This window comes from Mesorhizobium sp. AD1-1 (assembly GCF_020164655.1).
GTDB lineage: Bacteria > Pseudomonadota > Alphaproteobacteria > Rhizobiales > Rhizobiaceae > Mesorhizobium > Mesorhizobium ciceri.
The window spans coordinates 219385-237928 of sequence record NZ_JAIUGP010000009.1 but is presented as its reverse complement, the minus strand read 5'-3'; the positions used below and the strand labels follow the sequence as shown (position 1 = coordinate 237928).

The window sequence follows — 18544 nt, the reverse complement described above, 5'->3', positions numbered from 1 at the left end:
TTCATCGTGCAAGGACAGTCAACGGAATGGCCTGCCCGGGGCAGATCCGCCCGCCCGTTAGATCAGACAGCCTTGAAGGCCAGCACGGCATTGGTGCCGCCGAACGCGAAGCCGTTGCTGATCGCGGCGCGCACCTTGCGCTCGCGCGGCACATTCGGCGTGACGTCGAGGTCGCAATCGGGATCGGCCTCACGAAAATTGGCCGTCGGCGGCACGATGCCTTCGCGGATCGCCATCACGCAGGCGATCATCTCCAGCGCACCCGATGCGCCGAGGCAATGGGCGTGCATCGACTTGGTCGACGACACCGAAAGCTTGTAGGCATGATCGCCGAAGACGCGCTTGATCGCTGCCGTCTCGATCTGGTCGTTGGCCTTGGTGCCGGTGCCATGGGCGTTGAGGTAGTCGACATCCTCGGGATTGAAGCCGGCATCGGCGAGGCAGGCGCGCATGGCCGCCGTCGGCCCTTCGACGGTCGGCGCGACAATGTCGGAGGCGTCGGCGGAGAGGCCGGCGCCGGCGACCTCGGCAAGGATGGTGGCGCCGCGCGCCATGGCGTGCTCGTACGTCTCCAGGACCGCCATGCCGGCGCCCTCGCCGAGCGACAGTCCCTGGCGGTCGGCCGAGAATGGCCGGCAGGTGTCGGGCGCCAGCACGCGCAATGCTTCCCAGCCCTTCAGGATGCCCCAGACCAGCGGCGCATCGGTGCCGCCGGCGACCATCACGTCGGCGCGGCCAAGCCTGATCTGGTCGACGGCCGAGGCGATGGCGTGGTTGGACGATGAGCAGGCCGAGGTGACGCCGAAGACCGGGCCGCGCAGGCCCAGATTCATGCTGACATGGCCGGAGGCCGCGCTTGGCATGACCTTTGGCACGGTGAAGATGCCGGCGCGGTTCTTGCCCTCGACCAGGATGGCGCGATAGCTCTCTTCGATCGCCTCCCAGCCGCAGACGCCGACGCCGACGACGGTGCCCATCCGATAGGTGGTGGCTTCATTCGAGACCAGGCCGGCGTGCTGCATGGCTTCCCTGGCTGCGATCGTCGCCAGCAGGCTGAAGCGGTCCATCGACACGGTCTGCTTGCGGTCGATGCCGTGATCGGGAAGCGTCTTGATTTCGCAGCCGACCTTGACCTTCAGATCATGCAGTTGGGGACTTGTGATCTGGCCGATGGCCGAGCGGCCGGCGCGCATCTCGTTCCAGATCGCGGGCGCGCTGGTGCCGAGCCCGCAAATGCCGCCCATGCCGGTGATGACAACGCGCTGCCGCATTCAGTTCAGGCTTTTTTCGCGATCAGCGCGCGCACAGCTTCGACCATGTCGCCGACGTTCTTCAGATTGCTCCAGGCGTCGACCGTGTTCATCTCGATCTCGATGCCATACTCTTCCTCAAGATCGAAGATAATCTCCGTCAGCTCGAGCGAATGGATGCCAAGCGAGGTCAATTCGGTGGTGGTGGTGATTTCTTCGCCGCCCGGCTCGGCATGAGCCTTGATCTTCGCGATGATATCCGTTGCCAGCTGGTCGGCCATTCGGTTCCTTCCCCACTATCTCGCGTTTCCCGACGCCGACTGAGCAGCGCCCCTTTTTCTCCTGGTATCAAGCCGCCGTCGTCGTTTAATACCCCCGCCAAGCGCAGCATGACCGTACCAAGGTGGTTCCCTCTATAGAAACCGAAACGTTGTCAAGCAACAAGCTATATCGAACTCCATATCGACAAAGCCGCCGGAGTGCTTAACGTGCAGGCATGGATATGGGCGAACATGGCGGGATTTCGACGCAGCGCGTTGCGGGCGTGGCGCGGCTTTCCTGCGCGCTCGGCGAGGGCCGCACGCGCCTGCGGCGCCTCTATCAGGACGGTGCCGCCAAGATAAGAATGCCGGCCGTCTCGGCCGATCCGCTCGAAGCGGTGCTGATCAACACCGCCGGCGGAATGACGGGCGGCGACCGTATCGCCTGGGACGTGGATGTCGGCGCGGCCGCTTCGGCATCGATCACCACGCAGGCCTGCGAGAAGATCTACCGGGCGTCATCCGACCATGCCGAAGTGCGGGTCAATTTGTCGGTAGGCGAAAACGGCCGCATCGCCTGGCTGCCGCAGGAAACCATCGTCTTCGACAGGGCGGCCTTTGCCCGTACGCTCGACGTCGAGCTTGCCGTCGGCGCCGAGGCGCTGGTGCTGGAAGCCGCCGTCTTCGGCCGCCTGGCGATGGGCGAACGCGCCACGCAGGGCAACTTCCATGACCGCTGGCGTGTGCGTCAGGATGGCGCCCTCGTTCATGCCGAGGATTTCCGCATCGGACCCGATATCGCCGCAACGCTCGATCGCCCGGCGGTTGCCGGCGGCGCGATCGCGGTGGCGACATTGCTTCTGGTGTCGCCGCGCGCCGAAGCCCTGCTCGATCCGGTTCTGGAGATCGTCGGCGACCAGGGCAGCGCCAGCGCCTGGCGCGTGAAGAAATCTGGCAAGCTTCTTGCGAGGCTCTACGCCGGGGACGGCTACCGACTGCGCCAGCGGCTGGTTCCACTCGTCGAATTGCTCAACGGAAGGGCGGGGTTGCCCAAATTATGGTCACTATAGGCCTGCCTCTACCAATCCAGGAAAACGCATGAACCTGACGCCGAGGGAAAAGGACAAGCTGCTGATCGCCATGGCGGCGATGGTGGCGCGCAAGCGGCTCGAACGCGGCGTCAAGCTCAACCATCCGGAAGCGATTGCGCTGATCACCGATTTCGTCGTCGAAGGCGCCCGCGACGGCCGTCCGGTCGCCGAACTGATGGAAGCCGGCGCTCATGTCGTCAGCCGCGCGCAAGTCATGGAAGGCATCGCCGAGATGATCCATGACGTGCAGGTCGAGGCGACGTTTCCCGACGGCACCAAGCTGGTGACCGTGCACGAACCGATCCGTTGAGGAGGACAGGATGCTGGAGCTGCGCCCCAACTGCGAATGCTGCGACAAGGACCTGCCGCCCGAGGCGACGGATGCGCTGATCTGCACCTTCGAGTGCACCTTTTGCGCCGGATGCGTGGAACAGGTGTTGGGCGGCATCTGCCCCAATTGCGGCGGTGGTTTTTCGGCGCGGCCGATCCGCCCGGCAGCGATGCTGAAGAAATATCCGGCGTCGAGCAAACGCGTTCTCAAGGCCGAAGGTTGCGGCCCCCGCAAGGCGGCGTGAACACCAGACCGAGCAAAAACGAAAGGCAAACAGAATGCTATCCGCCAAACGCCTCTGCCTGTCGGCGATCCTGCTGCTGGCCGCCGCCCTGCCGGCTTATGCCCATGTCGGCCTGGGCACCACCTCCTCCTTCACGGCCGGCTTCATGCACCCGCTCTCCGGCCTCGATCACATGACGGTGATGATCGCGGTCGGGCTGTGGGCGGCGCTCAAGGGCGGCAAGGCGGCTCTTGCCTGGCCGGCTGCCTTTGTCGGCGTCATGCTGGTCGGCGGCGCGCTGGGCATGCTGCATATGCCGCTGCCCTTCGTCGAACCGGGCATACTGGCATCGGTCGTGACACTCGGACTGCTGGTGGCGCTGGCGATCGATCTGCCGGTCTCGGCCGGCGTCGCCATCATCGGCCTGTTCGCACTTTTCCACGGCCACGCGCATGGCACCGAGGTGCCGGAGAATGCCGGCGGGCTTGAATACATGGCCGGCTTTGCCATCGCCACGCTGTTGCTGCATGCCACCGGCATCGCCGCCGGTCTCGGTCTCGGCATCCGGTTTCGTGGCCTGGCCCGCGCTGCCGGTGCCGCCTGCGCGGCGATCGGCATCGGTCTCGCCTTCGGCATCGTGTGAGGGTGACCATGATCCCCGGTGAAATCATCACGGTGGGCGGCGACATCGAGCTCAACAAGGGCCTGCAGACCGTCACCCTGAAAGTCGCCAACAGCGGCGACCGGCCGATCCAGGTCGGCAGCCACTACCATTTCTTCGAAACCAATGAGGGGCTGAAATTCGACCGCGAACGGGCGCGTGGCATGCGCCTCGACATTGCCGCGGGCACGGCCATGCGCTTCGAGCCGGGCCAGGAGCGCGACGTCACGCTGGTGCCGCTCGGCGGCAAGCGCGAGGTCTACGGATTTCAGCAGAAGGTGATGGGCAAGCTGTGAAATCTTCCGGCGCGCTCAGCTCAGTTCGATGGCTTGGCCGCGGCGTAGATGACGATCTTTCCGGGATTGTCGAATTCGACGGCGAGGACATCCTGCGCCTGCACGCGCCGCGATTCGATGGCGTTGAACAGCAGCGCGTTGGCCTCGATCTCCTTGCGCAGCTCCGTAATGTCGTCCTGATGCTGCTTGACCTTGGCCTCGATCTCCGGCGGCGGGCCGCCTTCGCTGCGCGCGGCATCGGTGAGGAACACGATGTCGACCTTGTCGAGCTTGGATGTCTTGCGCACCGTGCCGATGTTTTCACGCGTGCGGTCGATCGCCGTGTTGACGTTGCCGGCCTCAGTGTTGGCCTTGGCCTCTTCCTGCTTGACCTGCGAGCCGACGATGCGATTGACGGTCTCCGTGCTTTCCAGTCCTTGCGCCTTCAGTCCGGCAGCAGCACCAGCCGCCGCCAGGAACGTCATGGCGGCGACTGCCTGCATTCTGGTCGAGAAAGAAGTGATCGCCATCGCTCGCTCCTGAGAGAAATCGTTTCGGGGCGCGGGTTAGCGCGAAAAGAACAAAACGAATCCCGCCCGGCGAAGGTTCCTTTCCCGATGCGGCCGGCCGGCCGGATGCCGGCCCGCCATGCCGTGGCGTCAGCTCGCCTTCTTGGTGATCAGGGTCAGTGCGCCATTGGGTTCCATACTGGCTGCGACCACCTGCGCCGAGGTCATTCCCTTGGCCTCGAGCGCCGACTTGACCTTGGGTGTGGCGTCGATCGAGCTGCGCAGTTTCTTCAAGCCGTCATCGCCGCGCTGGGCGATCACCTGGTTGACCTGCGTCTGGGTGTCCTTTGGCAACTCGGTGATGTCGACTATGTTGACGCTCTGGATCGTCGGCACCGCGGGCTGAGCCTGGGGCGTGGCTGGAGCAGGCGTTGCCGGCGCCGGAGCGGGCTGTGGCGCGGGTTGCTGCTGGGCACTGGCGGCGCCCGCCAGCATCAGGCTGGCGGCGGCGGCAAGAACTATCGTTTTGCGCATGGATTTTCCTTTCCATCGATTGGCAAACGGTCGGTCTGGGGTGACCCCCTAACCTCAACCGCCAAATGGGATCAGAAGGTGTCGCCCAGCAGGTCATTGCGTGACCATAGGATGGCAGCAATGTGCAGCCGCGCTTCAATCCAACCGCATTTCGGCAAACCGCATTTCGGGAGCAATCGCTGATGGCCAGAATTACCCGCGCCGCCTACGCGCAGATGTACGGCCCGACGGTCGGCGACAGAGTACGGCTTGCCGACACCGAACTGTTCATCGAGGTCGAGAAGGATCTCACCATCCATGGCGAAGAGGTGAAATTCGGCGGCGGCAAGGTGATCCGCGACGGCATGGGCCAGAGCCAGGTTTCCAGGGCGCAAGGCGCCGTCGATACCGTGATCACCAACGCGCTGGTGATCGATGCCAGTGCAGGCATCTTCAAGGCCGATGTCGGGCTTCGCGACGGGCGCATCGCGGCCATCGGCAAGGCCGGCAATCCGGACACGCAGGATGGCGTCACCATCATCATCGGCCCCGGCACCGAGATCATCGCCGGCGAAGGCAAGATCCTGACATCAGGCGGCTTCGACGCGCATATCCACTTCATCTGCCCGCAGCAGATCGAGGAAGCGTTGATGTCAGGCATCACCACCATGCTCGGCGGCGGCACCGGTCCGGCGCACGGCACGCTGGCCACCACCTGCACGCCGGGGCCATGGCACATGGCCCGCATGATCCAGTCCTTCGACGCCTTTCCGATGAACATCGGCCTGTCGGGCAAGGGCAATGCCTCGCTGCCCGCCGCGCTCGAGGAAATGGTGCTGGGCGGCGCCTGCTCGCTGAAGCTGCACGAGGACTGGGGCACGACGCCGGCGGCCATCGATTGCTGCCTGTCGGTCGCCGACGAATACGACGTGCAGGTGATGATCCACACCGACACGCTGAACGAATCCGGCTTTGTCGAGAACACGGTCGCCGCCATCAAGGGCCGCACCATTCACGCCTTCCACACCGAGGGCGCCGGCGGCGGCCACGCGCCCGACATCATCAAGGTCTGCGGCCTGCCCAACGTCATTCCGTCTTCGACCAATCCGACGCGGCCCTACACGGTCAACACGCTGGCCGAGCATCTCGACATGCTGATGGTCTGCCATCATCTGTCGCCGTCGATCCCCGAAGACATCGCCTTTGCCGAAAGCCGCATCCGCAAGGAGACCATCGCGGCGGAAGACATTTTGCACGACATCGGCGCCTTCTCGATCATCTCGTCGGATTCGCAGGCCATGGGCCGCGTCGGCGAAGTCGCGATCCGCACCTGGCAAACCGCCGACAAGATGAAGCGCCAGCGCGGCTCGCTGCCGCAGGAGACCGGCAACAACGACAATTTCCGCGTCCGTCGCTACATCGCCAAATACACGATCAACCCGGCCATCGCGCATGGCCTGTCGAAAGACATCGGCTCGATCGCGGTCGGCAAACGCGCCGACCTGGTGCTGTGGAACCCGGCCTTCTTCGGCGTCAAGCCGGACATGGTGCTGATCGGCGGCATGATCGCCGCCGCCCCGATGGGCGACCCCAACGCCTCGATCCCGACGCCGCAGCCGATGCATTACCGGCCGATGTTCGGCGCCTATGGCAAGGCCAGGACCAACTCGTCGGTGACCTTCGTTTCGAAGGCAGCGCTCGAGTCGGGACTGCATGGCAGGCTCGGTGTCGACAAGCAGTTCGTCGCCGTCGAAAACACCCGTGGCGGCATCGGCAAGCATTCGATGGTGCTCAACGACGCCACGCCGCATGTCGAGGTCGATGCGGAAACCTACGAGGTGCGCGCCGACGGCGAGTTGCTGACCTGCGAGCCGGCGACGGTGCTGCCGATGGCGCAACGGTATTTTCTGTTTTGAAGCGGCGCTTCCACCGGGCGAGCATTATCCGTTGCAGCCCTTGGTGGAAGGCAGCACTATGCGGCCAACCAACAGCTGCATTGTGATCGAGCATGACCACCGAAATCGCTTCCGCCCATGACATCTTCCCGCACATCCGCATCGTCATGGGCATGGTGATCGGGCTTGGTGTCGCCCGCCTGCTGTCGGGGGTGGCGCGCATCGTCCAGCATCCCGGCCAGTACAAGCTCTATACCGTGCATCTGGCCTGGGTCGTCTCGGTGCTCCTGATGCTGGTGCATTTCTGGTGGTGGGAGTTCGGCCTCTACGCCATCGAAACCTGGACCTTCGGCAAATATTTGTTCATCATCTTCTACGCGATCACGCTGTTCCTGCTGTGCGCGCTTTTGTTTCCCGATTCGATGCTGGACTACACCAGCTACGAGGATTTCTTCTATTCGCGGCGGGCGTGGTTCTTCGGCCTGCTGGCGGCGACCTACCTGCTCGACGTGGTCGACACGCTGCTGAAGGGGCCGGAGCATTTCGCCCGCTTCGGCAGCGAGTATCTGTTCCGCACGCCGGTCTTCGTCGTGCTCTGCATCATCGCGATCCTGGTGCGCGACCGCCGCTTCCACATCGCCTTTGTCACGGCGGCGCTTATCTACCAGATATCGTTCATCCTGCGGCTCTTCGACACCATCGTCTGAACGAACGTGATGGTCTAGCTTGTTGGAGAAAGGCAGGGTTGGACATGTACAAGGCCGTCGGATCGCGCGTGTGCGGGCACAAGCAAATGGGAGATCCATGAAATGAAACTCAACCTCAACACCGACTTCACCAAATTCCCGCGCGCCGTCTCGGTGCTGTCCGCCGGCGCTGCCGGAACCACCCTACCGTCCGCCCGGGCCATTCTCGCCCATGACGAGCGGCATCTGCGCCGCCGGGCCATCGAACTTGCCGACGGCGGCAAGGTGCTGGTCGACCTGCCCGAACCCGTCGCCTTGAACGATGGCGACCGGCTGGTGCTGGAGAATGGCGGCCATATCGAGATCATCGCGGCACCGGAAGAGGTCTACGACATCCGCGCCCGCGATGGCGTGCATCTGGCCGAACTCGCCTGGCATATCGGCAACCGCCATCTCGCGGCAGGCATCGAGGCCGGACGCATCCTCATCCTGCGCGACCATGTCATCAGGGCGATGCTGGAGGGGCTCGGCGCCACGGTGAGCGACGTTTCCGAACCGTTCAAGCCGGTGCGCGGCGCCTATTCCGGCCATGCTGGGCAAAGCCACGATCACGGCCATGCGCATGCCCACAGCCACGCCGAAGCGCACAGCCATTCTCATGGCGAAGCGCATTCCCATTCGCACAGTCATGCCGGCCATCACCACGATCATGACTGACCAGCCTTCGAACATCGCCCTGCTGCGGCTGATGGCGTGGCTGTCGCCTGCCTTTCCGGTCGGCGGCTTTTCCTACAGCCATGGTCTCGAGCGGGCGGTGCATGACGGGTTGGTTGCCGATGCCGGGAGCCTCGCCGGCTGGCTGGAGACGTTGGTCGAGATGGGCTCGGGCTGGAACGACGCCGTGCTGTTCGCCGAGAGCTGGCGCCGAGCATGCGGCACCGGTGATCTCGATGAAGTGGCGGCACTCGCCGAAGCCCTGGCCGGCTCGCGCGAACGCCATACCGAGACCATGCTGCAGGGTGGAGCCTTCCTCAAAGCGGCGGCCGCCTGGCGTAATCCGGTGCTGGAGCGCCTGCCGGCCGAATGCGCCTATTGCGTCGCCGTCGGCGCCATTGCGGGTGGCAACGGCATCGCGCTTCAGGATGCGCTGTCAGCCTTCCTGCAAACCTTCTTCTCCAACCTTGTGCAGGCAGCGATCCGGCTTGGCATCGTCGGCCAGAGCGGCGCGACCACGTTGTTAGCCGGCTTCGAGCCGCTGGCCCTGGCGACCGCAAGCCGCGCCGCGCGCTCGACACTCGACGATCTCGGTGGCTGCGCCTTCGTCTCCGATGTCATGGCGATGAAGCATGAAACCCAATATTCGCGACTGTTCCGCTCATGATTTTTCTCGCCTTCTCGCTATCCTTTGTCCTGCTGCTGATCACCGTTCTGCATGTCTATTGGGGCCTTGGCGGCATCTGGCCGGGCCAGGACGCAGCCTCCTGCGCTCGCGCCGTGGTCGGCTTTCGCGGCGTCGATGAGATGCCAACGCCGTTTGCCAGTTTCGCCGTTGCCGCGTGCTTGTGCCTGGCGACACTATGGCCGCTGGCGCTCATGGGAGTCTTCGCTTCACCCTTCCCCAAGGAGGGTCTCGCCGCCACGTCGCTGCTCATCGGTCTGGTGTTCCTGGGGCGCGGCATAGCCGGCTTCACGCCATGGTGGCGGCGGCTGACGCCGGAACAGCCTTTCGCGCGGCTCGATGTCCGCTATTATTCGCCGCTGTGCCTGTTGATCGGGCTCGGCTTTGCCATCCTCGCCATCACGGAGTTTCCCGCATGACACAGACAAATGGTCCGCTGCGCGTCGGCATTGGCGGCCCGGTCGGTTCGGGCAAGACGACGCTGACCGAAAAACTGTGCAAGGCGCTGCGCGACGAGTTTTCCATCGCCGTCGTCACCAACGACATCTACACCAAGGAAGACGCCATGATGCTGGCGCGGCTGCAGGCGCTGCCCGAGGACCGCATCATGGGTGTCGAGACCGGCGGCTGCCCGCATACCGCGATCCGCGAGGATGCCTCGATCAATCTGCAGGCGATCGCGCAGATGAACAGGAAGTTCCCGGACCTCGACATCGTCTTCATCGAATCCGGCGGCGACAACCTTGCCGCCACCTTCTCGCCGGATCTCGCCGACCTGACGCTCTATGTCATCTCGGTCTGCCAGGGCGAGGAGATTCCGCGCAAGGGCGGGCCGGCGATCACCCGCTCCGATTTCCTGGTCATCAACAAGAGCGATCTGGCTCCTTACGTCAACGTCAATCTCGATGTCATGGAGAGCGACGCCGGCCGCATGCGCGGCAAGCGGCCGTTCGGCTTCACCGACCTGTCGCGCGGCAAGGGTCTGCAGGAGGTGATCGATTTCATCGTCGAGCATGGCGGCCTGCGAGCCGGCGCTGCCGCTGCCAGCACGGCGGCGTGAGCATCCCTGCACCAACCAAAACCGGTTGCGGGAATGGGCTGGCCACGGCATTCTTGCCGAAACCGGAGAATTTTTCGATGAGCCTTGCCCGTCTGCAAAAGGAAACGCTGACCAACCTGCCCTACTATGAGGAGCGCGTCGATCTCGCCTGCGCCTTCCGCTGGACGGCGCGGCTCAACATGCACGAGGCGGTGGCCAATCATTTCTCGCTGGCCGTCAACGATGAGGGCACACAATTCCTCATGAACCCCAACCAGGTGCATTTCTCGCGCATCAAGGCGAGCGACCTTCTGATGATCGATGCCAACGATCCGGAAACGCTCTCCGGCCCCAATGCGCCCGACCCGACGGCGTGGGGGCTGCATGGCGCCATCCATCGCAATGTGCGTCACGCGCGCTGCGTCATGCATGTGCACTCGATCCACGCTACGGTGCTGGCATCGCTCGCTGACTCGACATTGCCGCCGATCGACCAGAATTCGGCGATGTTCTTCAACCGCCATGTGGTCGACGCGCACTATGGCGGGCTGGCCTTCGAGGAGGAGGGCGAGCGCTGCTCGCAGCTTCTCGTCGATCCCAAGGTCAAGGTGATGGTGATGGGCAATCACGGCGTGCTGGTCATCGGCGACACGGTCGCCGATGCCTTCAACCGCATGTTCTATTTCGAACGCGCCGCCGAGACATACATCAAGGCGCTGTGGACCGGCCGCCCGCTGCGCACGCTTTCTGACGCGATCGCCGAAAAGGCGGCGAGCGAGATGGACGATTACCCCGGCCAGGCCGAACGCCATCTCAGCGAGTTGAAGGCGATCCTCGACGAGCAGGAACCGGTTTATCGGAGCTGAGGACCCTTCTCCCCGTCACTATACGGGGAGGCGGTTTTCCTCAGAGCCCCAGCTCTTTCCCCAATTCCTCGGCGCTGTTGATGACGATGGCGCCGGGCGGGCCTTCCATCGGCTTTTCCGGCCAGAAGATCGTCTTCATTCCCGCCGCCAGTCCCGCCATGGCACCCGGCCAGCTATCGTCGATCGCTACCGCCTGCGCGGGGTCGACATCGGCCAGATACGCTGCGCGCAGGAATGGCTCGGCATGCGGCTTGCCTTCGCGCACGTCGTTGCGGCTAATCGTCTTCATGCCGGGGTAGATCAGGCCGACCATGCTCAGATTGGCGTCGACGATCATCCGGTCCGAATTCGAGACCACGGCCTGCTGGATGCCTCTTGTACGCAGCTCGTTGAAGATCTCGATCGCGCCGGGGCGCGGCTTCAAGCTCTCCACCAGCGGCAGGTAGTGTTCGTATTTGCGCAAGATCCAGTCGTCGAAAGGCAGGTCCAGGCCGAACTCGTCGCGCATCATCTCGTAGACCGGCCAGGCGGCGACGCCGAGCACGCGCTCATGCAGATCGTCCGGCGGGACAAGGCCGACATTGCGCATCGCCGCCACCAGGGCAGCTTCGTGCAGCGGTTCGCTGTCGACCAGCGTGCCGTCCATGTCCCAGAAAACCGCTTTCGGCGTCATGCGAGGCTCCTTTTTGCCATCCCTTAAAGGGTTTGAGCCGGGAGATAAACCTTCGGAGCGCAAGAACGTGCCGCCTGCCGGGACCGCAGCCAAGTCTCTTGGCGAGACAGACATCGTGGGGAGACGAGAAACTGGGCCGTGCCTACGCCGAGGGACAGCAAGCAATTGCCCCCGAGATTTGACAATTGCGCAGCAGGCCGTTCCCTGCGAAAGTGGGCATGGGCCGCTCTCATGACCGGCGGTCTCGGGAGGCAGGACTTTGAATAGCCGGCAGGATGGTGGCAGCAACAGGCTGGACGATGCGGCACGCGCCGGCTGGCTTTATTATGTTGCCGGCAACACACAAGACCAGATCGCTTCGACGCTTGGCATCTCGCGGCAAACGGCGCAGCGGCTGGTATCGCTGGCGGTGTCGGAGGGCTTGATCAAGGTTCGCGTCGACCATCCGATCGCCAACTGCCTCGATCTGGCGGCACGGCTGAGATCGCGCTTTGCGCTCGATCTGGTCGAAGTGGTGCCGAGCGACCCCAACTCGTCCTCGACCACGATCGGCATCGCCGAGGCCGCTGCCGCCGAGATCGAGCGGCGGTTGCGTTCACCGACGCCGATCGTCATGGCGATCGGCACCGGGCGCACGCTGAAGGCGGCGATCGAGCAGCTGCCGCCGATGGAATGCCCGCAACACAAGGTGGTGTCGTTGACCGGCAACATCTCGCCGGACGGTTCGGCCGCCTTCTACAATGTCATCTTCACCATGGCCGACAGGGTCAAGGCACGCTCCTTCCCGATGCCGCTGCCGGTCATCGCCTCGTCGCCGGAGGAGCGTGAAATGCTGCTCAACCAGCCGATGATCCAGCCGACGCTTGCGCTTGCCGCCGAGGCCGACGTCACCTTCATCGGCATCGGCGACCTCGGCCCCAAGGCGCCGCTCTACGAGGACGGCTTCATTTCGGAGAGCGAATTGAAGGCGCTGCAGAAGGCCGGCGGCATCGCCGAGATCGTCGGCTGGGTGTTCGATAGGGAAGGCCGCATGATCGAGGGCATCACCAACGATCGGGTGTCGTCGGCGTCGCTGCCGTCACGCGAGAAATCGCTGGTCATCGCACTTGCGATGGGAGAACGAAAGCTGCCGGGCATCCTGGCGGCCGCGAACCGGCGGCTGATCAACGGCCTCATCACCGATGAACGGACCGCCGCCGCGCTGCTCGCCAGCATCTGACCGGAAGCACAACTGATTTGCGATAAAACCAACCGCGCTAGCTGTGCCGCCCGAAAGGGTCGTTGCCATCGAGAAAACCGAGATCGCGCTGCAGATGCGGCGACAGGTCCCTGATGTCGAGATGTGCCCGTTTTTTGGCTGCGAACCAGCCGAATCCATCCGTCAGCCACGAAAACCAGCGATGATCGGGTGCTGAAGTGCATTTTTGCTGCGCCATGGTCATGATCGTCAACCTTCGCTATCCTGAACCCGAATGACGGGTTGACTGGAAATGTCGGTCTTGACGGCGGCCTTTGCCAATCGAACGTCGATAAGGACCCATAAGGAGGCTTTATGCCGGACCTCAGCTCTCGGCAGGTTTCACAGCTTCCGCCGCTGCAGGCGATCCGGGTGTTCGAAGCGGTGGCGCGGCATCTTTCCTTCACCAAGGCGGCCGAGGAACTTGCCATGACGCAAGCGGCGGTCAGCTATCAGATCAAGGTGCTGGAGGAACGGGTCGGCGCGCCGCTGTTCCTGCGCCGGCCGCGCCAGATCGCACTCACCGAGGCTGGACAGCGCCTTGCGCCAGCGGTCAGCGAGGCCTTCGCCATTCTCGGCCAGGCCTATGCGGCGGCGCGTGGCGGCGCCGACGGATTGCTGTGCGTCACGACGGTGCTGACCTTTGCCTCGAACTGGCTGGCGCACCATCTGGGCTCATTCCAGATCGCTCATCCCTCCCTTGCCGTGCGGCTCGAAACATCGAGCCGGCTGACGGATTTCGCCCGCGAGGATGTCGACCTCGCCATCCGGTCGGGCGGCGGCAAATGGCCGGGGCTGGAAGCCTACAAGCTGCTCGATGCCGATTTCACGCCGATGCTGAGCCCGAAGCTCGCGGCAAGCATCGGCGGCGTCAGGGAACCGGCGGACCTGTTGCGGCTGCCGATCCTCGATCCCGGCGACATCTGGTGGACGCAATGGTTCGAGGCTGCCGGCGTGCACTCGCACGATCTCGCCAAACGGCCCGGCAGCAGCATGGGCGCGCAGGCCTATGAGGCCAATGCGGCGATCGCCGGTCATGGCGTCGCGATCCTGACCAGGGCGCTGTTCAAGGCGGAACTTGCCGGTGGGCGCCTGATCCAGCCTTTCGATCTGGTTGGCGACGACGGCCATGCCTTTTGGCTGGTCTACCCCGAAGCGCGCCGCAACGTGCCGAAGATCCGTGCCTTCCGCGACTGGCTGCTGGCCGAGATCGCCTGCTGACCGGCAGGCTTGCGGGCTGCACCTGGCCTCGCAGATCCATCCGCTGTTGCCGCACTGTATCCGGCCGGGACGCTCTTCGTCCTGGCAATTTCCGCTCGTCCCGGCCTGCGGTGTCGCCCGGGTGCTGCGCTGCAGCATCGAATCCGACTTGACATAATTCACGCCAAGTGAGTAATTGCCCAAAGCCAAGGCAAATGCTCATCTTGGTTCAAGGGAGGAATTTGATGAAACTTCGCACGCTCACCCTGGGCTTGTTGTCGGCCAGCACGCTTGCGTTCGCCGCACATGCCGAATCCATCACCATCGCCACCGTCAACAATGGCGATATGGTCCGCATGCAAAAGCTGACCGAGGACTTCACCAAGGCGAACCCCGACATCCAGCTCAACTGGGTTACGCTCGAAGAGAATGTGCTGCGCGAGCGCGTCACCACCGACATCGCCACCAAGGGCGGCCAGTACGACGTGATGACCATCGGCACCTATGAGGTTCCGATCTGGGCCAAGCAGAGCTGGCTTTTGCCGCTCGACAAGCTCGGCGACGACTACGACGCCAAGGACATCATCCCGGCCATTGCTGGCGGCCTTTCGGTCGACGGCAAGCTCTATGCCGCGCCCTTCTACGGCGAAAGCTCCTTCGTCATGTACCGCAAGGACCTGATGGACAAGGCCGGGTTGAAGATGCCCGACGCGCCGACCTGGGACTTCATCAAGCAGGCCGCCGACAAGATGACCGACCGCGCCAATGGCGTGAACGGCGTGTGCCTGCGCGGCAAGGCCGGCTGGGGCGAGAACATGGCTTTCCTGACCGCCATGTCGAACTCCTTTGGCGCCCGCTGGTTCGACGAGAACTGGAAGCCGCAGTTCGATCAGCCGGAATGGAAGAACACGTTGCAGTTCTATGTCGACCTGATGAAGGCCGACGGCCCCGAGGGGGCTTCCTCCAACGGCTTCAACGAAAACCTGGCGCTGTTCCAGCAGGGCAAATGCGGCATGTGGATCGACGCCACGGTCGCCGCGTCCTTCGTTTCGGACCCGAAGAACTCCACCGTCGCCGATAAGGTCGGCTATGCGCTGGCGCCCGACAATGGCCTGGGCAAGCGCGGCAACTGGCTGTGGGCCTGGTCGCTGGCCATCCCCGCCGGCACGCAGAAAGCGGATGCCGCCGAGAAGTTCGTCTCCTGGGCGACCAGCAAGCACTATGCGGAGCTCGTCGCTTCGAAGGAAGGCTGGGCCAACGTTCCTCCGGGCACGCGGTCCTCGCTCTACGCCAATGCCGAGTACCAGAAGGCCGCTCCGTTCGCCAAGATGACGCTGGACTCCATCAATGCCGCCGATCCGACACATCCGACGGTCAAGCCGGTGCCCTATGTCGGCGTCCAGTTCGTCGCCATCCCTGAGTTCCAGGGCCTTGGCACCACGGTCGGCCAGCTCTTCTCGGCGGCGCTTGCCGGCCAGTCGAGCGTCGACGACGCGCTGAAGCAGGCCCAGGACGCTGCCACCGCGGCAATGACCGAGGGCGGATACATCAAGTAAGGCTCCTCCCGGTGCCGACTGCCGGTCGCCTCCTTGACCGGCAACGGCCGCCCGAGTTCCCAGTTCGGGCGGCCGCCTTTAACGCCTTTTGAAAATTCCGTCTGACCAGTGAGGGTGACCGTCATGGCTACTCAGCAGACCCGTTCGCTTGCCCGTTTCATGATGGCGCCATCCGTGGTGCTGCTGTTCGTCTGGATGATCGTGCCGCTGGTCATCACCATCTGGTTCTCCTTCCAGCAGTACAATCCGCTCAATCCGATCCGCGACGGCTTCGTCGGCTTCTCGAATTACGCGCTGTTCTATTCCAACCCGGCCTTCCTGCAGTCGATCCTCAACACGCTCACCTTGGTGGTCAGCGTGCTCCTGATCACGGTGATCGGCGGTATCCTTCTGGCGCTGCTGATCGATCAGCCGATGTGGGGCCAGGGCATCGTGCGCATCCTCGTCATCTCGCCGTTCTTCGTCATGCCGCCGGTGGCCGCATTGGTCTGGAAGAACATGATCATGCACCCGCAATACGGGGTGTTCGCTGATATAGCCCGCTTCTTCGGGGCCCAGCCGATCGACTGGTTCGGGCAACATCCGATGCTGGCGATCATCGTCATCGTCGCCTGGCAGTGGCTGCCCTTCGCGACGCTCATTCTTCTGACCGCGCTGCAGTCGCTCGACGGCGAGCAGAAGGAAGCCGCCGAGATGGACGGCGCCGGCTTCATCAGCCGCTTCATCTATCTGACGCTGCCGCACATGTCGCGCGCTATCACGGTCGTCATCCTGATCCAGACGATCTTCCTTCTCTCGGTCTATGCCGAGATCCTCGTCACCACCAATGGCGGCCCGGGATACGCCTCCACCAACCTGCCCTTCCTCGTCTACCAGAAGGCGTTGCTGGAGTTCAAAATCGGCCAGGCATCCGCCGGCGGTGTGATCGCCGTCATTCTCGCTAACATCGTTGCCTTCTTCGCCATGCGCGCCGTCGGCAAGAACCTGGACAAGTAAGGGAGGCTACGATGGCACGCTCAGTCACCACCCGGCACAAGACGATCGCGACGGTTGCCGCCTGGATCGTCGCCCTGCTGATCTTCTTCCCGATCCTCTACACGATCATCACCTCGTTCAAGTCGGAGCAGGAAGCCATCCAGGGCTTCAGCATCATCCCGTCGGGAACGTTCGAGAGCTATACCGAGGTCCAGGCGCAGAGCGGCTACTTCAAGTTCTTCTTCAACTCGGTGCTGCTCTCGGTCGGCTCGACCATCCTGGCCCTGCTGGTCGCCATACCGGCGGCATGGTCGATGGCCTTCTCGCCGACCAAGCGGACCAAGGACATCTTGATGTGGATGCTGTCCACCAAGATGATGCCGGCGGTCGCGGTGCTGTTCCCGATCTACCTGATCTTCCGCGACACAGGCCTGCTCGACAGCCGCATCGGCCTCATGATCATGCTGATGCTGATCAACCTGCCGATCGTGGTGTGGATGCTCTACACCTATTTCCGCGAAATCCCTGGCGAGATCCTGGAAGCGGCGCGCATGGACGGCGCATCGCTGTGGAACGAGATCGTCTATGTGCTGACGCCGATGGCGGTGCCGGGCATCGCCTCGACAATGCTCCTCAACATCATCCTGGCCTGGAACGAGGCGTTCTGGACGATCCGGCTGACGACGACGGAAGCCGCACCCCTGACCGCCTTCATCAGCTCGTTCTCAAGCCCGCAAGGCCTGTTCTGGGCCAAGCTTTCGGCCGCCTCGACGCTGGCCATCGCGCCGATCCTGATCATGGGCTGGTTCAGCCAGAAGCAGCTGGTGCGCGGCCTGACATTTGGTGCGGTGAAATAACGGAATTGCCCGAAGCAATCGGCAGAAATAACCCCTCGGGGAGGAAACCATGGGAAACATCACGCTCAAGAACGTCTCTAAATCCTTCGGAGCGACGTCCATCATCCCCGGTCTCGACCTGGTGATCGAGAATGGCGAGTTCGTCGTCTTTGTCGGCCCGTCGGGTTGCGGCAAGTCAACGCTGCTGCGCCTGATCGCCGGGCTCGAGGACACCAGCGGCGGCTCCATCAACATCGACGGCCGCGACGTCACCGGCGAGGCACCGGCCAAGCGCAAGCTCGCCATGGTGTTCCAGTCTTACGCGCTCTATCCGCACATGACGGTGGCCAAGAACATCGGCTTCCCGCTGAAGATGGCCGGTGAGGACAAGGCGACCATCGACAAGAAGGTGGGAGACGCGGCGCGCGTGCTCAACCTGACCAACTATCTCGAACGCCGGCCCGGCCAGCTTTCAGGCGGCCAGCGCCAGCGCGTCGCGATCGGCCGCGCCATCGTGCGTCAGCCGACCGCCTTCCTGTTCGACGAACCGCTGTCCAATCTCGATGCGGCACTGCGCGGCACCATGCGGCTGGAGATCAGCGAGCTGCACCATCAGCTCAAGACCACCATGATCTACGTTACCCACGATCAGGTTGAAGCGATGACCATGGCCGACAAGATCGTCGTGCTGAACGCCGGCAACATCGAGCAGGTCGGCTCGCCGATGGAGCTCTACAAGACGCCGAAGAACCTGTTCGTCGCCAGCTTTATCGGCTCGCCGAAGATGAACCTGATCGAGGGCGCGCCGGCTGCCAAAAACGGCGCCAAGACCATCGGCATCCGTCCCGAACACCTGGAGATCTCGACCACGGCGGGCGAATGGAAGGCGGTCGTCGGCGTCGCCGAGCATCTCGGCTCCGACACCTTCCTGCACGTCCAGGCCGACGGCGTCGGTCCGCTGACCGTGCGCGCCGACGGCGAACTCGGCGTCCATCACGGCGACACCATTTACCTGACACCAGACAAGGCCAAGCTGCATCGCTTTGGCGCCGACGGAAAGGCAATCTGA

Annotated in this window: 24 protein-coding genes; 18 read left to right on the top strand and 6 right to left on the bottom strand. The window is 63.7% G+C overall.

Annotation, left to right across the window (positions count from 1 at the left end; all coding sequences use genetic code 11):
* Positions 1-62: 62 nt before the first annotated feature.
* The gene (locus LB519_RS18845) at positions 63-1271 is read right to left on the bottom strand and encodes a beta-ketoacyl-[acyl-carrier-protein] synthase family protein (RefSeq protein WP_063170976.1); all 1209 of its coding nucleotides are present in this window, start codon (positions 1269-1271) and stop codon (positions 63-65) included.
* A 5-nt stretch (positions 1272-1276) separates the two neighbouring features.
* Complete coding sequence (locus LB519_RS18840; RefSeq protein WP_013528393.1) at positions 1277-1531, bottom strand: acyl carrier protein; 255 nt, start codon at positions 1529-1531, stop codon at positions 1277-1279.
* Between the two features lie 215 nt (positions 1532-1746).
* Here LB519_RS18840 and LB519_RS18835 point away from each other — a divergent pair, with 215 nt between their 5' ends.
* Genes LB519_RS18835 through LB519_RS18815 form a run of 5 tightly spaced genes read left to right on the top strand, consistent with a single transcriptional unit; the run spans position 1747 to position 4112 of the window.
* Complete coding sequence (locus LB519_RS18835) at positions 1747-2580, top strand: urease accessory protein UreD (RefSeq protein ID WP_411909257.1); 834 nt, start codon at positions 1747-1749, stop codon at positions 2578-2580.
* A 28-nt stretch (positions 2581-2608) separates the two neighbouring features.
* On the top strand, positions 2609-2911 hold the full coding sequence (locus LB519_RS18830; RefSeq protein WP_013528395.1) for an urease subunit gamma: 303 nt from the start codon (positions 2609-2611) through the stop codon (positions 2909-2911).
* 10 nt (positions 2912-2921) lie between these two features.
* Positions 2922-3176, top strand: coding sequence for a DUF1272 domain-containing protein (locus LB519_RS18825; RefSeq protein ID WP_027161066.1), 255 nt, complete (start codon positions 2922-2924; stop codon positions 3174-3176).
* A gap of 34 nt (positions 3177-3210) precedes the next feature.
* Entirely contained in the window at positions 3211-3798 is a 588-nt protein-coding gene (locus LB519_RS18820) for a HupE/UreJ family protein (RefSeq protein WP_224620847.1), read from the top strand.
* Positions 3799-3806: 8 nt separating this feature from the next.
* The gene (locus LB519_RS18815) at positions 3807-4112 is read left to right on the top strand and encodes an urease subunit beta (protein ID WP_013528398.1); all 306 of its coding nucleotides are present in this window, start codon (positions 3807-3809) and stop codon (positions 4110-4112) included.
* 20 nt (positions 4113-4132) lie between these two features.
* On the opposite strand, the gene LB519_RS18810 is transcribed toward LB519_RS18815, so the two are convergent.
* Positions 4133-4621 (bottom strand): hypothetical protein, encoded by a 489-nt coding sequence (locus LB519_RS18810; protein WP_027161068.1) that lies wholly within the window; start codon positions 4619-4621, stop codon positions 4133-4135.
* Between the two features lie 129 nt (positions 4622-4750).
* Positions 4751-5134, bottom strand: coding sequence for a hypothetical protein (locus LB519_RS18805; protein WP_013528400.1), 384 nt, complete (start codon positions 5132-5134; stop codon positions 4751-4753).
* A 182-nt stretch (positions 5135-5316) separates the two neighbouring features.
* On the opposite strand from LB519_RS18805, the gene ureC reads away from it, so the two are divergent.
* The 7 genes from ureC (at position 5317) to LB519_RS18770 (ending at position 10998) form a co-directional block, all read left to right on the top strand.
* The gene (ureC, locus tag LB519_RS18800; protein ID WP_411909256.1) at positions 5317-7029 is read left to right on the top strand and encodes an urease subunit alpha; all 1713 of its coding nucleotides are present in this window, start codon (positions 5317-5319) and stop codon (positions 7027-7029) included.
* Between the two features lie 92 nt (positions 7030-7121).
* Positions 7122-7715, top strand: coding sequence for a hypothetical protein (locus tag LB519_RS18795; RefSeq protein WP_064992827.1), 594 nt, complete (start codon positions 7122-7124; stop codon positions 7713-7715).
* 102 nt (positions 7716-7817) lie between these two features.
* Positions 7818-8411 (top strand): urease accessory protein UreE, encoded by a 594-nt coding sequence (gene ureE, locus LB519_RS18790; RefSeq protein ID WP_224620846.1) that lies wholly within the window; start codon positions 7818-7820, stop codon positions 8409-8411.
* A complete protein-coding gene (locus tag LB519_RS18785; protein ID WP_063173514.1) occupies positions 8404-9075 on the top strand; it encodes an urease accessory protein UreF in 672 nt (223 codons plus the stop codon). Before ureE ends, LB519_RS18785 begins: the two co-directional genes overlap by 8 nt.
* A complete protein-coding gene (locus LB519_RS18780; RefSeq protein WP_024502040.1) occupies positions 9072-9512 on the top strand; it encodes a DUF3995 domain-containing protein in 441 nt (146 codons plus the stop codon). The genes LB519_RS18785 and LB519_RS18780 overlap by 4 nt, the downstream gene beginning before the upstream one ends.
* Complete coding sequence (gene ureG, locus LB519_RS18775; RefSeq protein WP_027161074.1) at positions 9509-10153, top strand: urease accessory protein UreG; 645 nt, start codon at positions 9509-9511, stop codon at positions 10151-10153. The genes LB519_RS18780 and ureG overlap by 4 nt, the downstream gene beginning before the upstream one ends.
* A gap of 77 nt (positions 10154-10230) precedes the next feature.
* Complete coding sequence (locus LB519_RS18770) at positions 10231-10998, top strand: class II aldolase and adducin N-terminal domain-containing protein (protein ID WP_063170970.1); 768 nt, start codon at positions 10231-10233, stop codon at positions 10996-10998.
* A 40-nt stretch (positions 10999-11038) separates the two neighbouring features.
* Here LB519_RS18770 and LB519_RS18765 read toward each other — a convergent pair whose 3' ends face one another.
* Positions 11039-11671 (bottom strand): HAD family hydrolase, encoded by a 633-nt coding sequence (locus tag LB519_RS18765; protein ID WP_063170969.1) that lies wholly within the window; start codon positions 11669-11671, stop codon positions 11039-11041.
* A 259-nt stretch (positions 11672-11930) separates the two neighbouring features.
* Here LB519_RS18765 and LB519_RS18760 point away from each other — a divergent pair, with 259 nt between their 5' ends.
* Positions 11931-12890, top strand: a complete 960-nt coding sequence (locus LB519_RS18760; protein WP_013528410.1) for a sugar-binding transcriptional regulator — start codon at positions 11931-11933, stop codon at positions 12888-12890.
* A 37-nt stretch (positions 12891-12927) separates the two neighbouring features.
* Here the strand turns inward: LB519_RS18760 and LB519_RS18755 are convergent, their stop codons facing one another.
* On the bottom strand, positions 12928-13113 hold the full coding sequence (locus LB519_RS18755; protein WP_013528411.1) for a hypothetical protein: 186 nt from the start codon (positions 13111-13113) through the stop codon (positions 12928-12930).
* Between the two features lie 110 nt (positions 13114-13223).
* Between LB519_RS18755 and gcvA the strand changes: the two genes are divergently transcribed.
* The 5 genes from gcvA to LB519_RS18730 all read left to right on the top strand — a co-directional run bounded on the left by gcvA (position 13224) and on the right by LB519_RS18730 (position 18544).
* Positions 13224-14129, top strand: coding sequence for a transcriptional regulator GcvA (gene gcvA, locus LB519_RS18750; RefSeq protein ID WP_013528412.1), 906 nt, complete (start codon positions 13224-13226; stop codon positions 14127-14129).
* Between the two features lie 224 nt (positions 14130-14353).
* Positions 14354-15664: an ABC transporter substrate-binding protein gene (locus tag LB519_RS18745; protein ID WP_013528413.1), complete on the top strand. Its 1311-nt coding sequence runs from the start codon at positions 14354-14356 to the stop codon at positions 15662-15664.
* 123 nt (positions 15665-15787) lie between these two features.
* On the top strand, positions 15788-16660 hold the full coding sequence (locus tag LB519_RS18740) for a carbohydrate ABC transporter permease (protein ID WP_224620845.1): 873 nt from the start codon (positions 15788-15790) through the stop codon (positions 16658-16660).
* An 11-nt stretch (positions 16661-16671) separates the two neighbouring features.
* Positions 16672-17496 (top strand): carbohydrate ABC transporter permease, encoded by an 825-nt coding sequence (locus tag LB519_RS18735; protein WP_013528415.1) that lies wholly within the window; start codon positions 16672-16674, stop codon positions 17494-17496.
* 49 nt (positions 17497-17545) lie between these two features.
* Complete coding sequence (locus tag LB519_RS18730; RefSeq protein WP_013528416.1) at positions 17546-18544, top strand: ABC transporter ATP-binding protein; 999 nt, start codon at positions 17546-17548, stop codon at positions 18542-18544.

Excerpts from the sequence above, each read along its gene's own strand:
- LB519_RS18795 (WP_064992827.1), top strand. The coding sequence starts at position 7,122 with ATGACCACCGAAATCGCTTCCGCCCATGACATCTTCCCGCACATCCGC.
- ureE (WP_224620846.1), top strand. The coding sequence starts at position 7,818 with ATGAAACTCAACCTCAACACCGACTTCACCAAATTCCCGCGCGCCGTC.
- LB519_RS18810 (WP_027161068.1), bottom strand. The coding sequence starts at position 4,621 with ATGGCGATCACTTCTTTCTCGACCAGAATGCAGGCAGTCGCCGCCATG.
- LB519_RS18770 (WP_063170970.1), top strand. The coding sequence starts at position 10,231 with ATGAGCCTTGCCCGTCTGCAAAAGGAAACGCTGACCAACCTGCCCTAC.
- LB519_RS18785 (WP_063173514.1), top strand. The coding sequence starts at position 8,404 with ATGACTGACCAGCCTTCGAACATCGCCCTGCTGCGGCTGATGGCGTGG.
- LB519_RS18845 (WP_063170976.1), bottom strand. The coding sequence starts at position 1,271 with ATGCGGCAGCGCGTTGTCATCACCGGCATGGGCGGCATTTGCGGGCTC.
- LB519_RS18735 (WP_013528415.1), top strand. The coding sequence starts at position 16,672 with ATGGCACGCTCAGTCACCACCCGGCACAAGACGATCGCGACGGTTGCC.
- LB519_RS18820 (WP_224620847.1), top strand. The coding sequence starts at position 3,211 with ATGCTATCCGCCAAACGCCTCTGCCTGTCGGCGATCCTGCTGCTGGCC.
- LB519_RS18815 (WP_013528398.1), top strand. The coding sequence starts at position 3,807 with ATGATCCCCGGTGAAATCATCACGGTGGGCGGCGACATCGAGCTCAAC.
- LB519_RS18825 (WP_027161066.1), top strand. The coding sequence starts at position 2,922 with ATGCTGGAGCTGCGCCCCAACTGCGAATGCTGCGACAAGGACCTGCCG.
- LB519_RS18765 (WP_063170969.1), bottom strand. The coding sequence starts at position 11,671 with ATGACGCCGAAAGCGGTTTTCTGGGACATGGACGGCACGCTGGTCGAC.
- LB519_RS18745 (WP_013528413.1), top strand. The coding sequence starts at position 14,354 with ATGAAACTTCGCACGCTCACCCTGGGCTTGTTGTCGGCCAGCACGCTT.
- LB519_RS18755 (WP_013528411.1), bottom strand. The coding sequence starts at position 13,113 with ATGACCATGGCGCAGCAAAAATGCACTTCAGCACCCGATCATCGCTGG.
- LB519_RS18730 (WP_013528416.1), top strand. The coding sequence starts at position 17,546 with ATGGGAAACATCACGCTCAAGAACGTCTCTAAATCCTTCGGAGCGACG.
- LB519_RS18840 (WP_013528393.1), bottom strand. The coding sequence starts at position 1,531 with ATGGCCGACCAGCTGGCAACGGATATCATCGCGAAGATCAAGGCTCAT.
- LB519_RS18740 (WP_224620845.1), top strand. The coding sequence starts at position 15,788 with ATGGCTACTCAGCAGACCCGTTCGCTTGCCCGTTTCATGATGGCGCCA.
- ureG (WP_027161074.1), top strand. The coding sequence starts at position 9,509 with ATGACACAGACAAATGGTCCGCTGCGCGTCGGCATTGGCGGCCCGGTC.
- gcvA (WP_013528412.1), top strand. The coding sequence starts at position 13,224 with ATGCCGGACCTCAGCTCTCGGCAGGTTTCACAGCTTCCGCCGCTGCAG.
- LB519_RS18805 (WP_013528400.1), bottom strand. The coding sequence starts at position 5,134 with ATGCGCAAAACGATAGTTCTTGCCGCCGCCGCCAGCCTGATGCTGGCG.
- LB519_RS18780 (WP_024502040.1), top strand. The coding sequence starts at position 9,072 with ATGATTTTTCTCGCCTTCTCGCTATCCTTTGTCCTGCTGCTGATCACC.
- LB519_RS18835 (WP_411909257.1), top strand. The coding sequence starts at position 1,747 with ATGGATATGGGCGAACATGGCGGGATTTCGACGCAGCGCGTTGCGGGC.
- LB519_RS18830 (WP_013528395.1), top strand. The coding sequence starts at position 2,609 with ATGAACCTGACGCCGAGGGAAAAGGACAAGCTGCTGATCGCCATGGCG.
- ureC (WP_411909256.1), top strand. The coding sequence starts at position 5,317 with ATGGCCAGAATTACCCGCGCCGCCTACGCGCAGATGTACGGCCCGACG.